Source organism: Nitrospirillum bahiense, from assembly GCF_007828025.1.
GTDB classification, from domain to species: domain Bacteria; phylum Pseudomonadota; class Alphaproteobacteria; order Azospirillales; family Azospirillaceae; genus Nitrospirillum; species Nitrospirillum amazonense.
In genome coordinates this window covers 285,176-299,289 of sequence record NZ_VITO01000009.1, presented here as the reverse complement: position 1 = coordinate 299,289, position 14,114 = coordinate 285,176, and the positions used below count along the sequence as shown (strand labels likewise).

Genomic DNA, 14,114 nt, shown 5'->3' with positions numbered 1-14,114 from the left:
CTCCTTCAACCGGCGCGGCGCTTGCGTTCGACCAGCTGCAGGATCAGCGGCGTCAGGATCAGCTGCATGGCCAGGTCGAGCTTGCCGCCCGGGATGACGATGGAATTGGCCCGCGACATGAAGCTGCCGGCGATCATGGACAGCAGGTAGGGGAAGTCGATGCCGCGGGGGTTGCGGAAGCGGATGACGACGATGGATTCGTCCGGGGTCGGTATCCAACGCGCGATGAAGGGGTTGGAGGTGTCGACCGTGGGCACGCGCTGGAAATTGATGTCCGTCTGCGTGAACTGCGGGCAGATGTAGCGGACGTAGTCCGGCATGCGCCGCAGGATGGTGGTCATGACGTCGTCGGTGCTGTAGCCCCGGCTGGTGCGGTCGCGGTGGATCTTTTGGATCCATTCCAGGTTGATCACCGGCACGACGCCGATCTTGAGGTCCGCATGGCCGGCGATGTCATAGCCGTCGGCCACCACCGCGCCGTGAAGGCCCTCGTAGAACAGCAGGTCGCTGGGGCCCGGCAGATCCTCCCAGGGGGTGAAGGTGCCGGGGGGGCAGCCATAGTGTTCCGCTTCGCCCGCGTCGTGGACATAGTGGCGGGTGCGGCCCGTGCCGTCGTCGCCATAGCGCCGGAACAGCTCCTGCAACTCGCCCAGCAGATTGGCGTGGGGGCCGAAATGGCTGAAATGGTGGTCGCCGTCCTTGTCGGCCTGCGCGATGGCCTGCTTCATCTGGGCGCGGTCATAGCGGTGATAGGCGTCGCCATCGATGCAGACGGCGTTCACCCCCTCGCGCCGGAAGACGTGCTCGAAAATCTGCCGGACCGAGGTGGTGCCGGCCCCGGACGAACCGGTGACGGAAATGATGGGATGGCGGATGGACATGGTCTGGACCCCTTCCGTCAGGCGCGCAGCAGGCCGCGCTGCCCGAACAGGGGTGCGCGATCGGCCAGGAGGGGCGGGGCGGCATGGTGGTTGGCCACCCGCTCCACCTCGGCGCGTGAGCCAAAGACCAGGGCGGTACGCTCATGCAGGTGGCCGGGCGTCAGATCCAGGATGCGGGTCTGCCCGTCTGTGGCGGCCCCGCCGGCCTGCTCGATGATCAGGGCGATGGGGTTGGCCTCATAGACCAGGCGCAGGCGGCCGCTGCGATATCCCGGACGCTCGTCGGTAGGGTAGAGGTAGACCCCGCCCCGGCGCAGGATGCGGAAGGCGTCGGCCACCAGGGACGCGATCCAGCGCATGTTGTAGTTCTTGGCCCGCGGCCCGTCCGACCCCGCCAGGCAATCGTCGACATAGGTGCGGATGCTGGGCGCCCAGTGCCGCTGGTTCGACGCGTTGATGGCGAATTCCTTCGTTTCCGCCGCCACCGCGACAGGCCCGGCCATGCGGACGAATTCCGCCGTGGGCGTGGGCGGCGGCGGGGCGGCCCAGCCATTGCCAGCCTGCACGGCCACCACGGGCGCCACCGGCCGCTTATCCAGGAAGAAGATCTCGGTGCCCGATCCCAGGGTCAGGACCAGGGCGGTCTGCGGCCCGTAGACCAGGAAGCCGGCCGCCAGCTGGCGGTGGCCGGGTTGCAGCAGCGCCGCCGCCGGGTCGTCGGCATCCTCCACGCCCAAAATGGAGAAGATGGTGCCGACCGAGACATTGGTTTCGATGTTGCTGGACCCATCCAGGGGATCGATGGCGACCGCCAGAGTGCCCGCGGGATCCAGCAGGACGGGGGCGTCCGCCTCCTCCGACCCCACCACCGCCACCGGGGCGCCGGCCAACCGGTCGATGACGATGTCATGGGCCCTGAGATCCAATTCCTTCTGGGTGTCGCCGTTGCTTTCGCCGCGCACCGCCGCCATCTCGCCCGCCAGGGGGCCCATGGCCACCAGGTCGGCGATGGCCAGGCCGGCGTCGGCCAAGGCCAGGATGGTGCGGACCACGTCCGCCCGCCGATGGGTCCCGCCGTTATGCGCGCCATTGCTCCAGGCTACCAGGTGCCGTGCCAAAGTCGTGGCGTCCGCCATGATGTCCTCCCGTTGTGAGCCGGGTTCCCAGTCCCCGTGTCGTTCTTGAGAGGAGTGTGCGGACGATTGCCTTGTTAGAAAATTCGAATAAACTTAGCTTCATGTTCAGTTTTTCTGAAACGCACCGGGAGGGCCCATGCGCAACGTGACGCTGAAGCAGCTGCGCGCCCTGGTGGCGGTGGCGGAGACGGGTTCGGTGACGGCGGCGGCCAAGCGCCTGCACGTGACGCCGCCGGCCGTAACCATGCAGGTGCAGGCGCTGGAGGATCTGCTGGGCGTGCCGCTGCTGGACCGGCTGGGCGAGCGCTTCAAGCCCACCGACGCGGGGCGCGAGGTCATCGAGACGGCGACCCGCATCGAGGCGGAGCTGCACAACTGCGCCGCCGCCATGGAGGCGCTGCGCAATCTGTCCGGCGGCCGGGTGGCGGTGGGGGTGGTCAGCACCGCCAAGTACTTCGCGCCCTACGCCCTCGGCGCCTTCCGCGCCCAATACCCTCAGATCGAACTGTCGCTGATGGTGGGCAACCGCGAGGACATCATCGCGGCGCTGAAGGCCGACAGCATCGATATCGCCATCATGGGCCGGCCGCCCCGGGACTTACAGGTGGACATGCATGCCATCGGCGACCATCCGCACATCATGATCGCCCCACCGCACCACCCGCTGGTGGGGCGCCGCCACCTGAAGCTGGCGGAATTCGCGCATGAGACCTTCCTGGTGCGCGAGGTCGGGTCCGGTACCCGCATGCTGATGGAATGGTTCTTCGCCCAGGCCGACCTGCACCCCCCCATCAGCATGGAGGTGGGCAGCAATGAGACGGTGAAGCAGGCGGTGATGGCCGGCCTGGGCCTGTCCTTCATCTCCGCCCACACCATCGCCGCGGAACTGGAAAGCGGCCGCCTGGCGCCCCTGGATGTGGAAGGCCTGCCCATCGTGCGCCAATGGTTCTTGGCCAAGCGGTCGGACAAGCGCCTGGCGCCGGCGGCGGCGGCCGTTAAAGCATTTCTGGTGGAGCGGGGCCGGGAATTCCTGCCGAGCGTGAAGCCCATCGCATGATGCATACTCTTTAGGGTCGCTTGCGCGGGCACGAGCAACGCGTTCAGATCTTGATGGGGCGGGCAGGAGCCGCCCAGCCATGCGGATCAGCCGTCTTCCCATCCTTGTCCTGTGCCTGTCGGTCCTGTGCCTTGCGACTGCCTGGCCGGCGGGCGCGCGCGCCCCGGCCGAGGGCGTGCCGGCCTGCAATTACCAGCCCTTCGAACCCGGCCCCAGCCGTATGCGCATGGGCTGGGTCACCCTGGATTTGGGGCCGGGCGACAATCCCAGGACGCCGGAGACCTGGCGCGGCCCCATCATCATGACGCGGCCGGACCGCAGCTATTGCATCACCGACCTTCATACCGGCGTGCTGCAGCGGCCCTTCTTCACCGATGGCCAGAACTTCGTGATGACGACCTATGCGGATGAACAGCAGGCGGTCTTCTTCATCGAAGCCGCCACCTGCCGGGTGCTGTGGAAAAGCCCCGCCTTCTCCGGCAACGTGGCCTTGACGGCCACGGTCCTGCACACCGGCCGCAAGGCCTGGAAACTGGGGCCGCGCTGCCTGCCGGAGACTGATCTTCCCTAAAATCCCCGTCGCCGTGGCGGCATCGGGCGCTCACTTCTCGTCAATGGCACGCGTCGTCAATGGCACGCGCAGTGGGGCCGCTAAATATTTCGCGCCCCATCGTCCGACAAGAGCTTGGTGTGGGTGGGCCTTGACGGGCCTCCAACGGGAAGTGATCGGGAGCTACTTCCGGCATGGGACCCGATTGCGTGAAAAAATAATTACTTAAGGCAGTTGTAGGGGCAATGACCCATTCCATTTCCCTCTACGGAAGCGAAACGTTGACGGCAACGAGGCAACCATGCCTGAGCCAACCATCATATCGGTCTGTGAGCGAAATTGGGAAAAATGGAAGGCTGACTGCAGCGGCTTTCTCAAAGCAGTGGCAGCCGACTTGGGCATTTCTCTGAGTGGGCAAGCGAACGACATCATCGATACAATGGGCCATGCCCCTTGGATCCAGTTGGGCAACGACAGCGAGAAGGCCGTCACCTATGCCGGTCAGAGCTATCTCGTGGTCGCGGGTTTAAAGGCCCCACACCATGGGCATGTGGTGGTGATCGTGCCGGGCGCGCCTAAGCCTTACCCCTCGGGTTACTGGGGACGCTTCGGTGGGACAGGACGAAAGAACACCTCTATCAGCTGGTCCTGGAAACACTCTGAATTGCCGGAGGTCAGGTACTTCGCCGTTCAACTCAATTCGGCTCCCCAGTCATGAAAGCGATCCATATCCTAACCGTTGCCTTCACCGTTTACACGTCCGCGGCGCTGGGCCAGGCATGCACGTACAAGACGCTGGAGCCAGGCGTTGGCAAGGCCCAGGTGGGAGCCAGCGCCATTGATCTGGGCGTGGGGGATGACCCGGTCAAACCGCAGGCTTGGCAGGGGCCTGTGATGTTCACCCACGCTGACGGCACATCCTGCACGGCGGATCCGGAAGTTAGTTTGGTGGAGCGGCCGTTATTCACCGACGGCCAGCGCGTCGTCATCTCCACCTATTCAGGCAGTGAGCGGAGGATTTACTTTTTGGAGATCAACAGTTGCCGGACGTTATGGAAAAGCCCCCCGTTTTCCGGTGGTATGAGCCTGACGGCGCAGACCCTACGCCTGGGCAAGAAAACGCATAAACTCGGGTCGCTTTGCGTGCCGTCGGCCGGATCTCGCTAAAGGGTTACCGCAACAGAGGAGGTGTATTTCTGCGACGCGGGAAAAGATCCTTATAAAGGACAGGCTCATCGGAGGACCATTTCGCCCATGATGATCTTCTTCAAAGGTCTGGCTTTCGCTTGCGCTGTGGCGCTGCTTCTCCCCGCCACGGCCCAGGCCGCCCCCCAGCGCCACCTGCCCGTGGTCTGCCCCTACCAGCCGGTGGAACCCGCGTCGGGCAAAGTCCGCGCCGATGTCCTGACCCTGGACCTGGGCCCCGCCACCGGTGGGGACGCCAAGTCGTGGAAGGGGCCGCTGACCATCACCGGCCAGGACGGCACCACCTGCACCGCCGATGCCGCCGTGGCCCCCATCGAGGGCACGCTGTACAGTGACGGCCAGCACCTGCTGGTGACCACCTCCGCCGGCGGCAGCCGCAAGGTCTTCGTGCTCAGCACCACCAGCTGCCAGCCTCTGTGGAAAAGCAACAGCTTCACCGGTGCCGTCTACCTGAAGGACGGCCAGCTCTACACCGGCAAGACCGCCAACAAGCTGAACCCGGATTGCCTGCCGCTGCCGTGACGGACAAATGACGCTGGCGGCGCGCCTCCCCTTTCGGCGATGATCCCCTCAAATTCCGTGAGGGAGCGCGCACCACCGATGATCGACCAGAATGGCCAGCCCGTCCGCAAGGCGGCGCTCAAGACCTATCTTGAGACCTATAACGCCGGCGCGCGCGGCTCCAAGGAGTTCGGCGGCCTGCCCCGGGCCCTGGTGATCATTTGCGACGGGCTGGTGCTCGGCAAGACCACCTATGTGAAGTGCGTGGATGGCCAGGTGCAGCTGTCACGCCGCAAGGACGGCTCGGTGGTCGGCGGCGGCCTGTAGACGACCGCCACCACAGAAAAGGCAAAAGGGATCTGATCATGCTGGGACGTCGTACCGTGCTCGCCGGCGGTGCCGCCGCCGCGACCGCGTTCGCTTTCGGGGGCGGGCGCCGGGCCCTGGCCGCAGAGGCGCCCGCCATCCCCACGGTGCCGCTGGGCGGCGGGGTGGCCATGCCCGCCCTGGGCTTCGGCACCTATGGCTTGCGCGGCGATGTGTGCCGCCACAGCGTCGCGGACGCCGTCGCCGCCGGCTACCGCCTGATCGACACCGCCAAGGTCTATGTCAACGAGGAAGAGGTGGGCGCCGGCATCCGGGACAGCGGCATCGACCGCAAGTCCCTGTTCGTCACGTCCAAGATCTGGGTGGACGACGCCGGCTATGAGTCGGGCAAGCGCGCCTTCCAGACCACCCTGGACAAGCTGGGCCTGGACTATCTCGACCTCTATCTCATCCACCGGCCGCGCGGCGACCTCGCCGGCGCCTGGCGGGCCATGGAAGAACTGCATAAGGCGGGCCGGATCAGGGCGATCGGCGTCAGCAACTTCGACGACGCGCAACTGGCCGGCCTGATGGCCCACGCCACGGTCAAGCCTGCCGTCAACCAGGTGGAAACCCACCCCTTCTTCCAGGAGACGGCGGCGCTCAGCTCCCTGACGACGGCCGGCATCGCCATGGAGGCCTGGGCCCCCTTTGCCGAGGGCCGCAACGGCCTGTTCACCAACCCCACCCTGCAGGCCATCGCGCGCAAGCACGGCAAGACGGCCGCCCAGGTCACCCTGCGCTGGCACCACCAGCGCGGCGTGATCGCCATCCCCCGGTCCTCCAACCCGGCCCACCGGCGCGAGAACCTGGCCATCTTCGACTTCCAACTGGACGCTGATGAGATGGGCCAGATCGCGAAGCTGGATTTGAACCGCTCGCAGTTCCCGGAGTGGACTTGAGCTGGGAACATACCTTGGCAGGTTAGAAGAGCTCGTGCGTTAATCTGAAACGCGTGCGCGTACCTTAACGGTGAAAATATGGAATTGGCCGATTGTTTTAAATTTTCGACCAAATATATCCTGATAATCAAGGGCGGATATTATAGAATACATAGTCATTTCCTGGAATGATGGATGTGTGTCTACTGATATCAGCTCCCCTTCTTTTGTCAGAATATATTGTGATATATCATTATTCGTGATATTGATTTCCCCGTCATCCTGAATGTCTCGTTTGCCGAAAGGTTTGCTACAGTCTCTAATTTGCTGAGGGACTTGAGGAAAATCAGTGTCGATGGAGGTGGCGTAGATAATTTCGTCCTTGGGCAGGGAAAGTTTCTTCTTAACGTCATCTAAGGATATAAATGGTCTTGATGTTTCTTTCCCGGCGTCTATGGTAAATGCCTTTTTGTATGTTGGGTTGGGCAGAGGGTATGGCATAATTGATATGCTTTTTCCTTTACTCTTAATATCTCCATATTTTAGAACTGTTACGGTTCTATTTCCTACATTGGAGAATTTTATGTCAATGTAAGTTTTTCTATCGCCATCCCAACACGCTAAAGACGCTTCTGAGATGGTAGCAACCGATCTGTTTTCATCGTAGAGGATGGCTAGTTTAGCTTTATCGAGCGCATTCATTTGATGAATATTTTGAGTTGTAGGATTTTTCTCCATGCAATCCGATCTATTAAGATCTTTGATTGCTTTCTCAAGAGAAACTGCTGACGAAGAACATTTACCTGAGTAAATATTGTAATGATAATGAATTCCGCCGGTATTACTTCCTACGGCAGGGCTTTGATTCCCGGTCGAGTGAACTTCCTCTGCGTCATGACCGAGGCAGATTCCAGGAATTAACGCAATCAATACTAATATGGTATTTAGCGTGGACCGTATATTCATTTGCACTCACTATAATGTATTCCGCCAGAATTTGCCCCTGTAGCTGGGGAGTTGTTCCCGGTTGATGTAACGTGCAAGGCTAATTTGTCTGAAATTGTGATCGCCCAGAACATCAACACAATTGATATAATACTGCTTCCAACTAAGGCAACAGCATACCTCGGGCCAATTTCCTTTATTCTCTTGAATAAAAGAACAACGATAATCGCTAATGCTATACATGCCGCGGAGAATGGTGTTCCAGCGTGTGCTAAGGCATTAAACAAGATATTCCCCGAAAGTTCGCGGATAGTTATTTGAGGTATGTAGTATTTGTTATATAATTAATCTCTGCTCAGTTAAGGGTCGAGGTATTGATAAGTAATAAATAATATCAGGATCTTTCCGGATCAAATTGAATCGTCAGAAAGATTCTAAGCCTCTGGTTTGTCGTGTGATCGGCTCAGGTGGCACCACCTGAGCCGATCACTCTCTAGGTCGCAGGATACGCTTTCAGCTGCACCCCGTGGTGCTGCCGCAGGTGTCGCACTTGAGGCACGTCCCGTTGCGCACCAGGGTCATGTTCTGGCATTCGGGGCAGGGGTCGCCTTCGTAGCCTTTGGCGCGGGCTTCCTTGACGCGTTCCCAGCGGGCGTCGCCGCCGCCGGAGACGGCGCCGCCGTAGCTGGTGCCGGTCACCACCTTTTCCGCACGGCTCAGGGCCGAGAAGGCCTGGGCGGCGCCATGGGTGCCGGTGGCCACGTGGGTCTCAACGCTGGCGGTGGCGGTCGCGGTGGCCGTCTGGAAGGCGGCGACGGCGCGGCCGGCTTGGCCGCCGGGCAGTACCCGCAGGTTGGGCAGGTTGTTGCGGACATAGCCGGTGGAGGTGATGCGGGCGACCGCGTTCAGCGTCTCCTCCGCCACTTCGGCCGCATGCGGCGGCAGGTCGCTCTGCTTCACGCCGCCGCCCATGGTGTCGGGCAGGATGTCGTCCGGCGTGGCGTGGGCGAGATCCGTGCGCGACAGGTAGCTGATGGCCAGCTCGCGGAACACATAGTCCAGGATGGACGTCGCCATCTTGATGGCATCGTTGCCCTGCACCATGCCGGCCGGCTCGAAGCGGGTGAAGGTGAAGGCCTCCACGTACTCCTCCAGCGGCACGCCGTACTGCAGGCCCAGGCTGATGGCGATGGCGAAATTGTTCATCAGCGAGCGGAAGGCGGCACCCTCCTTGTGCATGTCGATGAAGATCTCGCCCAGCTTGCCGTCCTCGTACTCGCCGGTGCGCAGGTAGACCTTGTGGCCGCCCACGGTGGCCTTCTGGGTGTAGCCCTTGCGGCGGTGGGGCAGGCGCTCGCGCTGGGCGCGCACCACCTTCTCGATCACCTTTTCCACGATGCGCTCGGTCACCACCTCGACGCGGACGGCGGCCGGGGCCTCCAGCACCTTTTCCAGCGTGGTCTCGGCGATGGCTTCGTCCTCGTCATCCTCCTCCAGCACCTGGGCGTTCAGCGGCTGGGACAGCTTGCTGCCGTCGCGGTAGAGCGCATTGGCCTTCAGGCCCAGGCTCCACGACAGCATGTAGGCGTCCTTGCACGCCTCCACCGTGGCGTGGTTGGGCATGTTGATGGTCTTGGAGATGGCGCCGGAGATGAAGGGCTGTGACGCCGCCATCATGCGGATATGGCTTTCCGCCGACAGATAGCGCGTGCCGATCTTCCCGCACGGGCTGGCGCAGTCGAACACCGGCAGATGCTCGGCCTTCAGGCCCGGCGCGCCCTCCAGGGTCATGGCGCCGCAGCAATAGACGTTGGCGGCCTCAATCTCGGCTTTGCTGAAGCCCAGGTGGGACAAGAGGTCGAAGCCGAATTCCTCCAGCTTGTGCGCCGGCACACCCAAGGCCCCGGTCAGGAAGTCGGCGCTCAGCGTCCACTTGTTGAAGGCGAACTTGATGTCGAAGGCGTTGGCCAGGCCCGCTTCCAGCTTCTCCAGCTGTTCCGCGCCGAAGCCCTTGGCCGCCAGCGTCTCATGGTTCACGCCCGGCGCGCCCTTCAGCGTGCCGTGGCCCACGGCATAGCGCTCGATGCGGGCCACGTCCGTGGCGGAGTAGCCGAGGCGGGCCAGCGCTTCCGGCACCACGCGGTTGATGATCTTGAAATAGCCGCCGCCGGCCAGCTTCTTGAACTTCACCAGGGCGAAGTCCGGCTCGATGCCGGTGGTGTCGCAGTCCATGACCAGGCCGATGGTGCCGGTGGGGGCGACCACGGTGGCCTGGGCGTTGCGGTAGCCGTGCTTCTGGCCCAGCTCCAGCGCCTCATCCCAGGCGCGGCGGGCGGCCACGATCAGCCGCTGGTCGGGGCAATCCTCGGCATCCAGCGGCACCGGGGTGACCGACAGGCCCTCGTACCCTTCCCCGGCGCCATAGGCGGCGCGGCGATGGTTGCGGATGACGCGCAGCATGGCCGTGGCGTTGGGGGCATAGCCGGGGAAGGTGCCCAGCTCACCCGCCATCTCGGCGGAGGTGGCGTAGGCCACACCGGTCATGATGGCGCTGATGGCGCCGCAGATGGCCCGGCCCTCGGCGCTGTCATAGGGAATGCCCTCGGCCATCAGCAGGCCGCCGACGTTGGCGAAGCCCAGGCCCAGGGTGCGGTACTCATACGACAGGCGCGCGATCTCCTTGGAGGGGAACTGCGCCATGAGGACCGAGATTTCCAGCGCCACCGTCCACAGCCGGCAGGCGTGGCGGAAGGCATCGGTGTCGAACGAGCCGTCGGCCCGGCGGAACTCCATCAGGTTCAGGGACGCCAGGTTGCAGGCCGTGTCGTCCAGGAACATGTATTCCGAGCAGGGGTTGGAAGCGTTGATGCGGCCGGACTCGGGGCAGGTGTGCCAGTCGTTGATGGTGGTGTCGTACTGCACGCCCGGGTCGGCCGATTGCCAGGCGGCGTGGCCGATCTTGTCCCACAGGTCGCGGGCCTTCAGCGTCTTGGCCACCTTGCCGTCGGTGCGGCGGATCAGGTTCCAGTCGGCATCCTCCTTCACCGCGCGGATGAAGGCGTCGGGCACGCGGACGGAGTTGTTGGAGTTCTGGCCGGAAACGGTCAGGTAGGCGCTGGAATCCCAGTCCGTGTCATAGGTCTGGAACTCCATCTCCGTATAGCCCTGGCCGGCGAACTGGATGACCCGCTGGATGTAGTTTTCCGGGATCATGACCTTGCGGGCGTCGATGATGGCCCGCTTCAGCGCCTTGTTCTTCGTCGGGTCCAGGCGATCGGCGTCGGGGCCCATGCCTTCCGTCGCCGCCGCCATGATGGCGTTCAGATGCTTGTTGGCCAGCTTGGATCCCGCCACCAGGGCGCAGACCTTCTGCTCCTCCACCACCTTCCAGTCGATGTAGGCCTCGATGTCCGGGTGGTCCAGGTCCACCGTCACCATCTTGGCGGCGCGGCGGGTGGTGCCGCCCGACTTGATGGCCCCGGCGGCGCGGTCGCCGATCTTCAGGAAGCTCATCAGGCCGGAGGACTTGCCGCCGCCGGCCAGCCGCTCGCCGTCGCCGCGCAGGCGGGAGAAGTTGGAACCGGTGCCGGAGCCGTACTTGAACAGGCGGGCCTCACGCACCCACAGGTCCATGATGCCGCCCTCGTTCACCAGGTCGTCTGCGACGGACTGGATGAAGCAGGCGTGGGGCTGCGGGTGCTCATAGGCCGACTTGCTGGCCACCAGCTCCCCAGTCTTGAAGTCGACATAGTGATGGCCCTGGGCGGGGCCGTCGATGCCATAGGCCCAGTGCAGGCCGGTGTTGAACCACTGCGGGCTGTTGGGCGCCGCCATCTGGCGGGCCAGCATGTGGCGCATCTCATCGAAATAGGCGCTGGCGTCGGCCTCGCTGTCGAAATAGCCGCCCTTCCAGCCCCAATAGGCCCAGGTGCCGGCCAGGCGGTCGAAGACCTGGCGGGCGGAGGTCTCGCCACCCACACGCTCCTTGGCGGGCACATCGGCCAGCGCGTCCTCGTCGGCCACCTGTCGCCACAGGAAGGACGGGACGTCGTTCTCCTCCACCTTCTTCAGGCGGGCGGGCACACCGGCGCGGCGGAAATACTTCTGGGCCAGGATGTCACAGGCCACCTGGCTCCAGTCCGCCGGCACCTGGATGTCCTTGGCCTGGAAAACCACCGAGCCGTCGGGGTTGCGGATCTCGCTGGTCGCCGTGCGGAAGGCGATCCCCTCGTAAGCGTCCCGACCGTCGACCGTGAACCGTCTTTCGATGCGCATGGTGCCCCGACCCCCGAATGAAATGCTGCGATGGTGGGGTGGGTGTCGCGGGGGCGCCGATTCCGGAGATCGTTGTCCGGACCTGGGGTCCTGGAAACAGGCAAAACCACCCCAAAACCTGGGCTGGTCCCCGGTGCTCTACGCCGCGACAGCACCCCTAGATGCTGTATGTCGGGGAAGCGTATGCCACCATGTTTCGACCATCAACGACATTTTGTGGTCTCTAAAGGGGAGGTGCATACCGGTTGTGGTTGACTCTTCGTACAGGGGGCGATTCTTCAACGAAACCGAGCCTTTCATGGTTTTGGCTCACCCTGGTTCGCAAGCTGAAGAATGCGTCCGGCCGCCCGCTTCCCGGGTGGTGCGCCCGGCGGGGCGGGAACACCCGGGGCGCCACCGCGCTTTTGGGTTTCCAACCCCCCTGGAAGATGGCAGGGTGCCCCTCCGGCACCGCAGGTGGTGCGGCGTCTTGGCCCCTTGTTCTTGAGAATCCCCGTCCCGAATGCCCCCTGAGCGCAGCCCAGACCAGCGCCCCAACCGACCGACTTATCATCACCCGGTGGTCATCGATCCGGCGGCGCGCGCCCCGGCGGGGGGAAAACCGGAAGGAAGCGCGGTGGAAGACAAGGCGGCGGGCGGCGGCCAGGTGACTGGCGATGGGGCCAAGCCCAACTGGATGAAGCGCCTGACCACCCTGGTCACGGCCCTGGTGCTGGTGGGCCTGGTGGTGTTGGCCATCCGCCATGTCGCGCGCGACTTCCGCCCGGCGGAGGTCTGGGCCTATGTCCGGCTGCTGCCCTGGGCCAGCGTGGCGCAGGCGGCGGGCCTGGTGGCCGGCGCCTACCTGGTGATGACGCTCTACGACGTATCCGCCCTTAAATATCTCGGTATCAAGCTGCCCTACCGCACGGTGGGCTTCGGCAGCTTCGCCGGCTACGCCATTTCCAACAATGTCGGCTTCGCCGTCATCAGCGGCGGGTCGGTGCGCTATCGCGTCTATTCGGTGGCCGGCCTGTCGGCGGCGGACATCGCCAAGATCGTTGTCTTCTCCACCACCACCTTCACCCTGGGAATCACCTTCACCGGGGCGCTGGGCGTGGCCATCGGGCCGGAGGTGGGGGCGGGCCTGCTGAACGTGCCCGCCTGGCTGCTGCAGGGTGTCGCCGGCCTGGTGCTGGTGGGCCTGGGCGCCATGACGGTGGCGGCGGCGGTGACGCACAAGCCCGTGCGCCTGTGGCGCTGGTCCTTCGCCCTGCCATCCTCGGGCGTGATGCTGTCGCAGATCGTCATCGCCTCGCTGGAGATCCTGCTGTCGGCGGCGGCCCTGTGGACCCTGCTGCCGCCGGAGACGGGCGTGGGCTTCATGGAATTCACCGCTCTGTTCTGCGCCGGCCTAGCCATCGCCATCGTCAGCCACGTGCCGGGCGGCCTGGGCGTGTTCGAGACCATCCTGCTGTTGGGCCTGCGCGACCACGGCCCCGCCGGCGGCGCCATCGGCGCCCTGCTGGCCTATCGATTCCTGTATTATGTCCTGCCCCTGGTCCTGGCCGGCATCCTGCTGCTGACCTGGGAAATCCGCGCCGACCACGGCCCTGTCGCCGCCTGGCGCCGCTGGCGGGCGCGCAAGGCCGGCCGGTCCCAATAGACGTCACGCGGGGGAGCTACCCGCTGGCTGCGGCCCCTCAGCGTATGGACGCGGGGGGCCGAAACTGCCATAGTCCGGCCGGTCCGTTTCGGGGGGCCCGCTGCCAGGCGCTTGGCCCTGTTCACACTTTTCTGGTTTTGGCCCATGACCCAACGCATCTCCATCCTGACCTGGCTGTCCCAACTGTCGATCCGCCTGCTGATTTCCCGGCGGGGTGAGCTGGTGGGCACCGACCGGTTCGGCAACCGTTACTTCCGGGAAAAGAAGGCGCGTCCGGGCATGAAGGTGCGCCGCTGGGTGCTGTTCGCGGGTGAGCCCGAGGCGTCGGCCGTCCCGGCGGAATGGCACGGCTGGCTGCATTACTCCATGGAACAGCCCCTGCCGGAGAACAGCGCCTACCACAAGCCGTGGGTGAAGCCGCACGAGGCCAACCAGACCGGCACTGTGGACGCGTACCGTCCGCCCGGCCATACCTATGAAGGTGGCCACCGCGCCGCCGCCACCGGCGATTACGAGCCCTGGACCCCCGCGTAAGGGAGCGCCAACCTGCACGATGCGCGGCGCATCGCCGACGGTGACGCCGCCCCGACGTCGTGACAGGTTGGACGACAGGGCTGGGGACCGGGCAGTGGCACCGGTGTCCCCCCGACAGGCGTCGGCCAAGGCCCCTC

General features: G+C 64.3%; 13 protein-coding genes. 9 read left to right on the top strand and 4 right to left on the bottom strand.

Going from position 1 to position 14,114, the window contains the following annotated elements:
• Positions 1-5: 5 nt before the first annotated feature.
• Complete coding sequence (locus FBZ88_RS15595; protein WP_145618113.1) at positions 6-881, bottom strand: phosphoribulokinase; 876 nt, start codon at positions 879-881, stop codon at positions 6-8.
• 17 nt (positions 882-898) lie between these two features.
• Positions 899-2,017 (bottom strand): class 1 fructose-bisphosphatase, encoded by a 1,119-nt coding sequence (locus FBZ88_RS15590; RefSeq protein WP_145618111.1) that lies wholly within the window; start codon positions 2,015-2,017, stop codon positions 899-901.
• 136 nt (positions 2,018-2,153) lie between these two features.
• Here FBZ88_RS15590 and FBZ88_RS15585 point away from each other — a divergent pair, with 136 nt between their 5' ends.
• The 7 genes from FBZ88_RS15585 to FBZ88_RS15555 all read left to right on the top strand — a co-directional run bounded on the left by FBZ88_RS15585 (position 2,154) and on the right by FBZ88_RS15555 (position 6,599).
• A complete protein-coding gene (locus FBZ88_RS15585) occupies positions 2,154-3,074 on the top strand; it encodes a LysR family transcriptional regulator (protein WP_145618110.1) in 921 nt (306 codons plus the stop codon).
• Between the two features lie 79 nt (positions 3,075-3,153).
• A complete protein-coding gene (locus FBZ88_RS15580; protein ID WP_145618109.1) occupies positions 3,154-3,645 on the top strand; it encodes a hypothetical protein in 492 nt (163 codons plus the stop codon).
• Between the two features lie 280 nt (positions 3,646-3,925).
• Entirely contained in the window at positions 3,926-4,342 is a 417-nt protein-coding gene (locus FBZ88_RS15575) for a hypothetical protein (protein WP_186464421.1), read from the top strand.
• Complete coding sequence (locus tag FBZ88_RS15570; protein WP_145618108.1) at positions 4,339-4,791, top strand: hypothetical protein; 453 nt, start codon at positions 4,339-4,341, stop codon at positions 4,789-4,791. The genes FBZ88_RS15575 and FBZ88_RS15570 overlap by 4 nt, the downstream gene beginning before the upstream one ends.
• 87 nt (positions 4,792-4,878) lie before the next feature.
• Complete coding sequence (locus FBZ88_RS15565) at positions 4,879-5,352, top strand: hypothetical protein (protein WP_145618107.1); 474 nt, start codon at positions 4,879-4,881, stop codon at positions 5,350-5,352.
• 78 nt (positions 5,353-5,430) lie between these two features.
• A complete protein-coding gene (locus FBZ88_RS15560) occupies positions 5,431-5,658 on the top strand; it encodes a hypothetical protein (RefSeq protein WP_040847748.1) in 228 nt (75 codons plus the stop codon).
• 38 nt (positions 5,659-5,696) lie between these two features.
• The gene (locus FBZ88_RS15555; RefSeq protein WP_145618105.1) at positions 5,697-6,599 is read left to right on the top strand and encodes an aldo/keto reductase; all 903 of its coding nucleotides are present in this window, start codon (positions 5,697-5,699) and stop codon (positions 6,597-6,599) included.
• 39 nt (positions 6,600-6,638) lie between these two features.
• On the opposite strand, the gene FBZ88_RS15550 is transcribed toward FBZ88_RS15555, so the two are convergent.
• Both FBZ88_RS15550 and FBZ88_RS15545 read right to left on the bottom strand, forming a co-directional pair.
• The gene (locus FBZ88_RS15550; protein WP_145618104.1) at positions 6,639-7,544 is read right to left on the bottom strand and encodes a hypothetical protein; all 906 of its coding nucleotides are present in this window, start codon (positions 7,542-7,544) and stop codon (positions 6,639-6,641) included.
• A gap of 492 nt (positions 7,545-8,036) precedes the next feature.
• On the bottom strand, positions 8,037-11,798 hold the full coding sequence (locus FBZ88_RS15545) for a vitamin B12-dependent ribonucleotide reductase (RefSeq protein WP_145618102.1): 3,762 nt from the start codon (positions 11,796-11,798) through the stop codon (positions 8,037-8,039).
• Between the two features lie 616 nt (positions 11,799-12,414).
• On the opposite strand from FBZ88_RS15545, the gene FBZ88_RS15540 reads away from it, so the two are divergent.
• Positions 12,415-13,443: a putative bifunctional lysylphosphatidylglycerol flippase/synthetase gene (locus FBZ88_RS15540; RefSeq protein ID WP_145618101.1), complete on the top strand. Its 1,029-nt coding sequence runs from the start codon at positions 12,415-12,417 to the stop codon at positions 13,441-13,443.
• 144 nt (positions 13,444-13,587) lie between these two features.
• A complete protein-coding gene (locus FBZ88_RS15535) occupies positions 13,588-13,977 on the top strand; it encodes an NADH:ubiquinone oxidoreductase subunit NDUFA12 (RefSeq protein WP_004272057.1) in 390 nt (129 codons plus the stop codon).
• Positions 13,978-14,114: the final 137 nt, after the last annotated feature.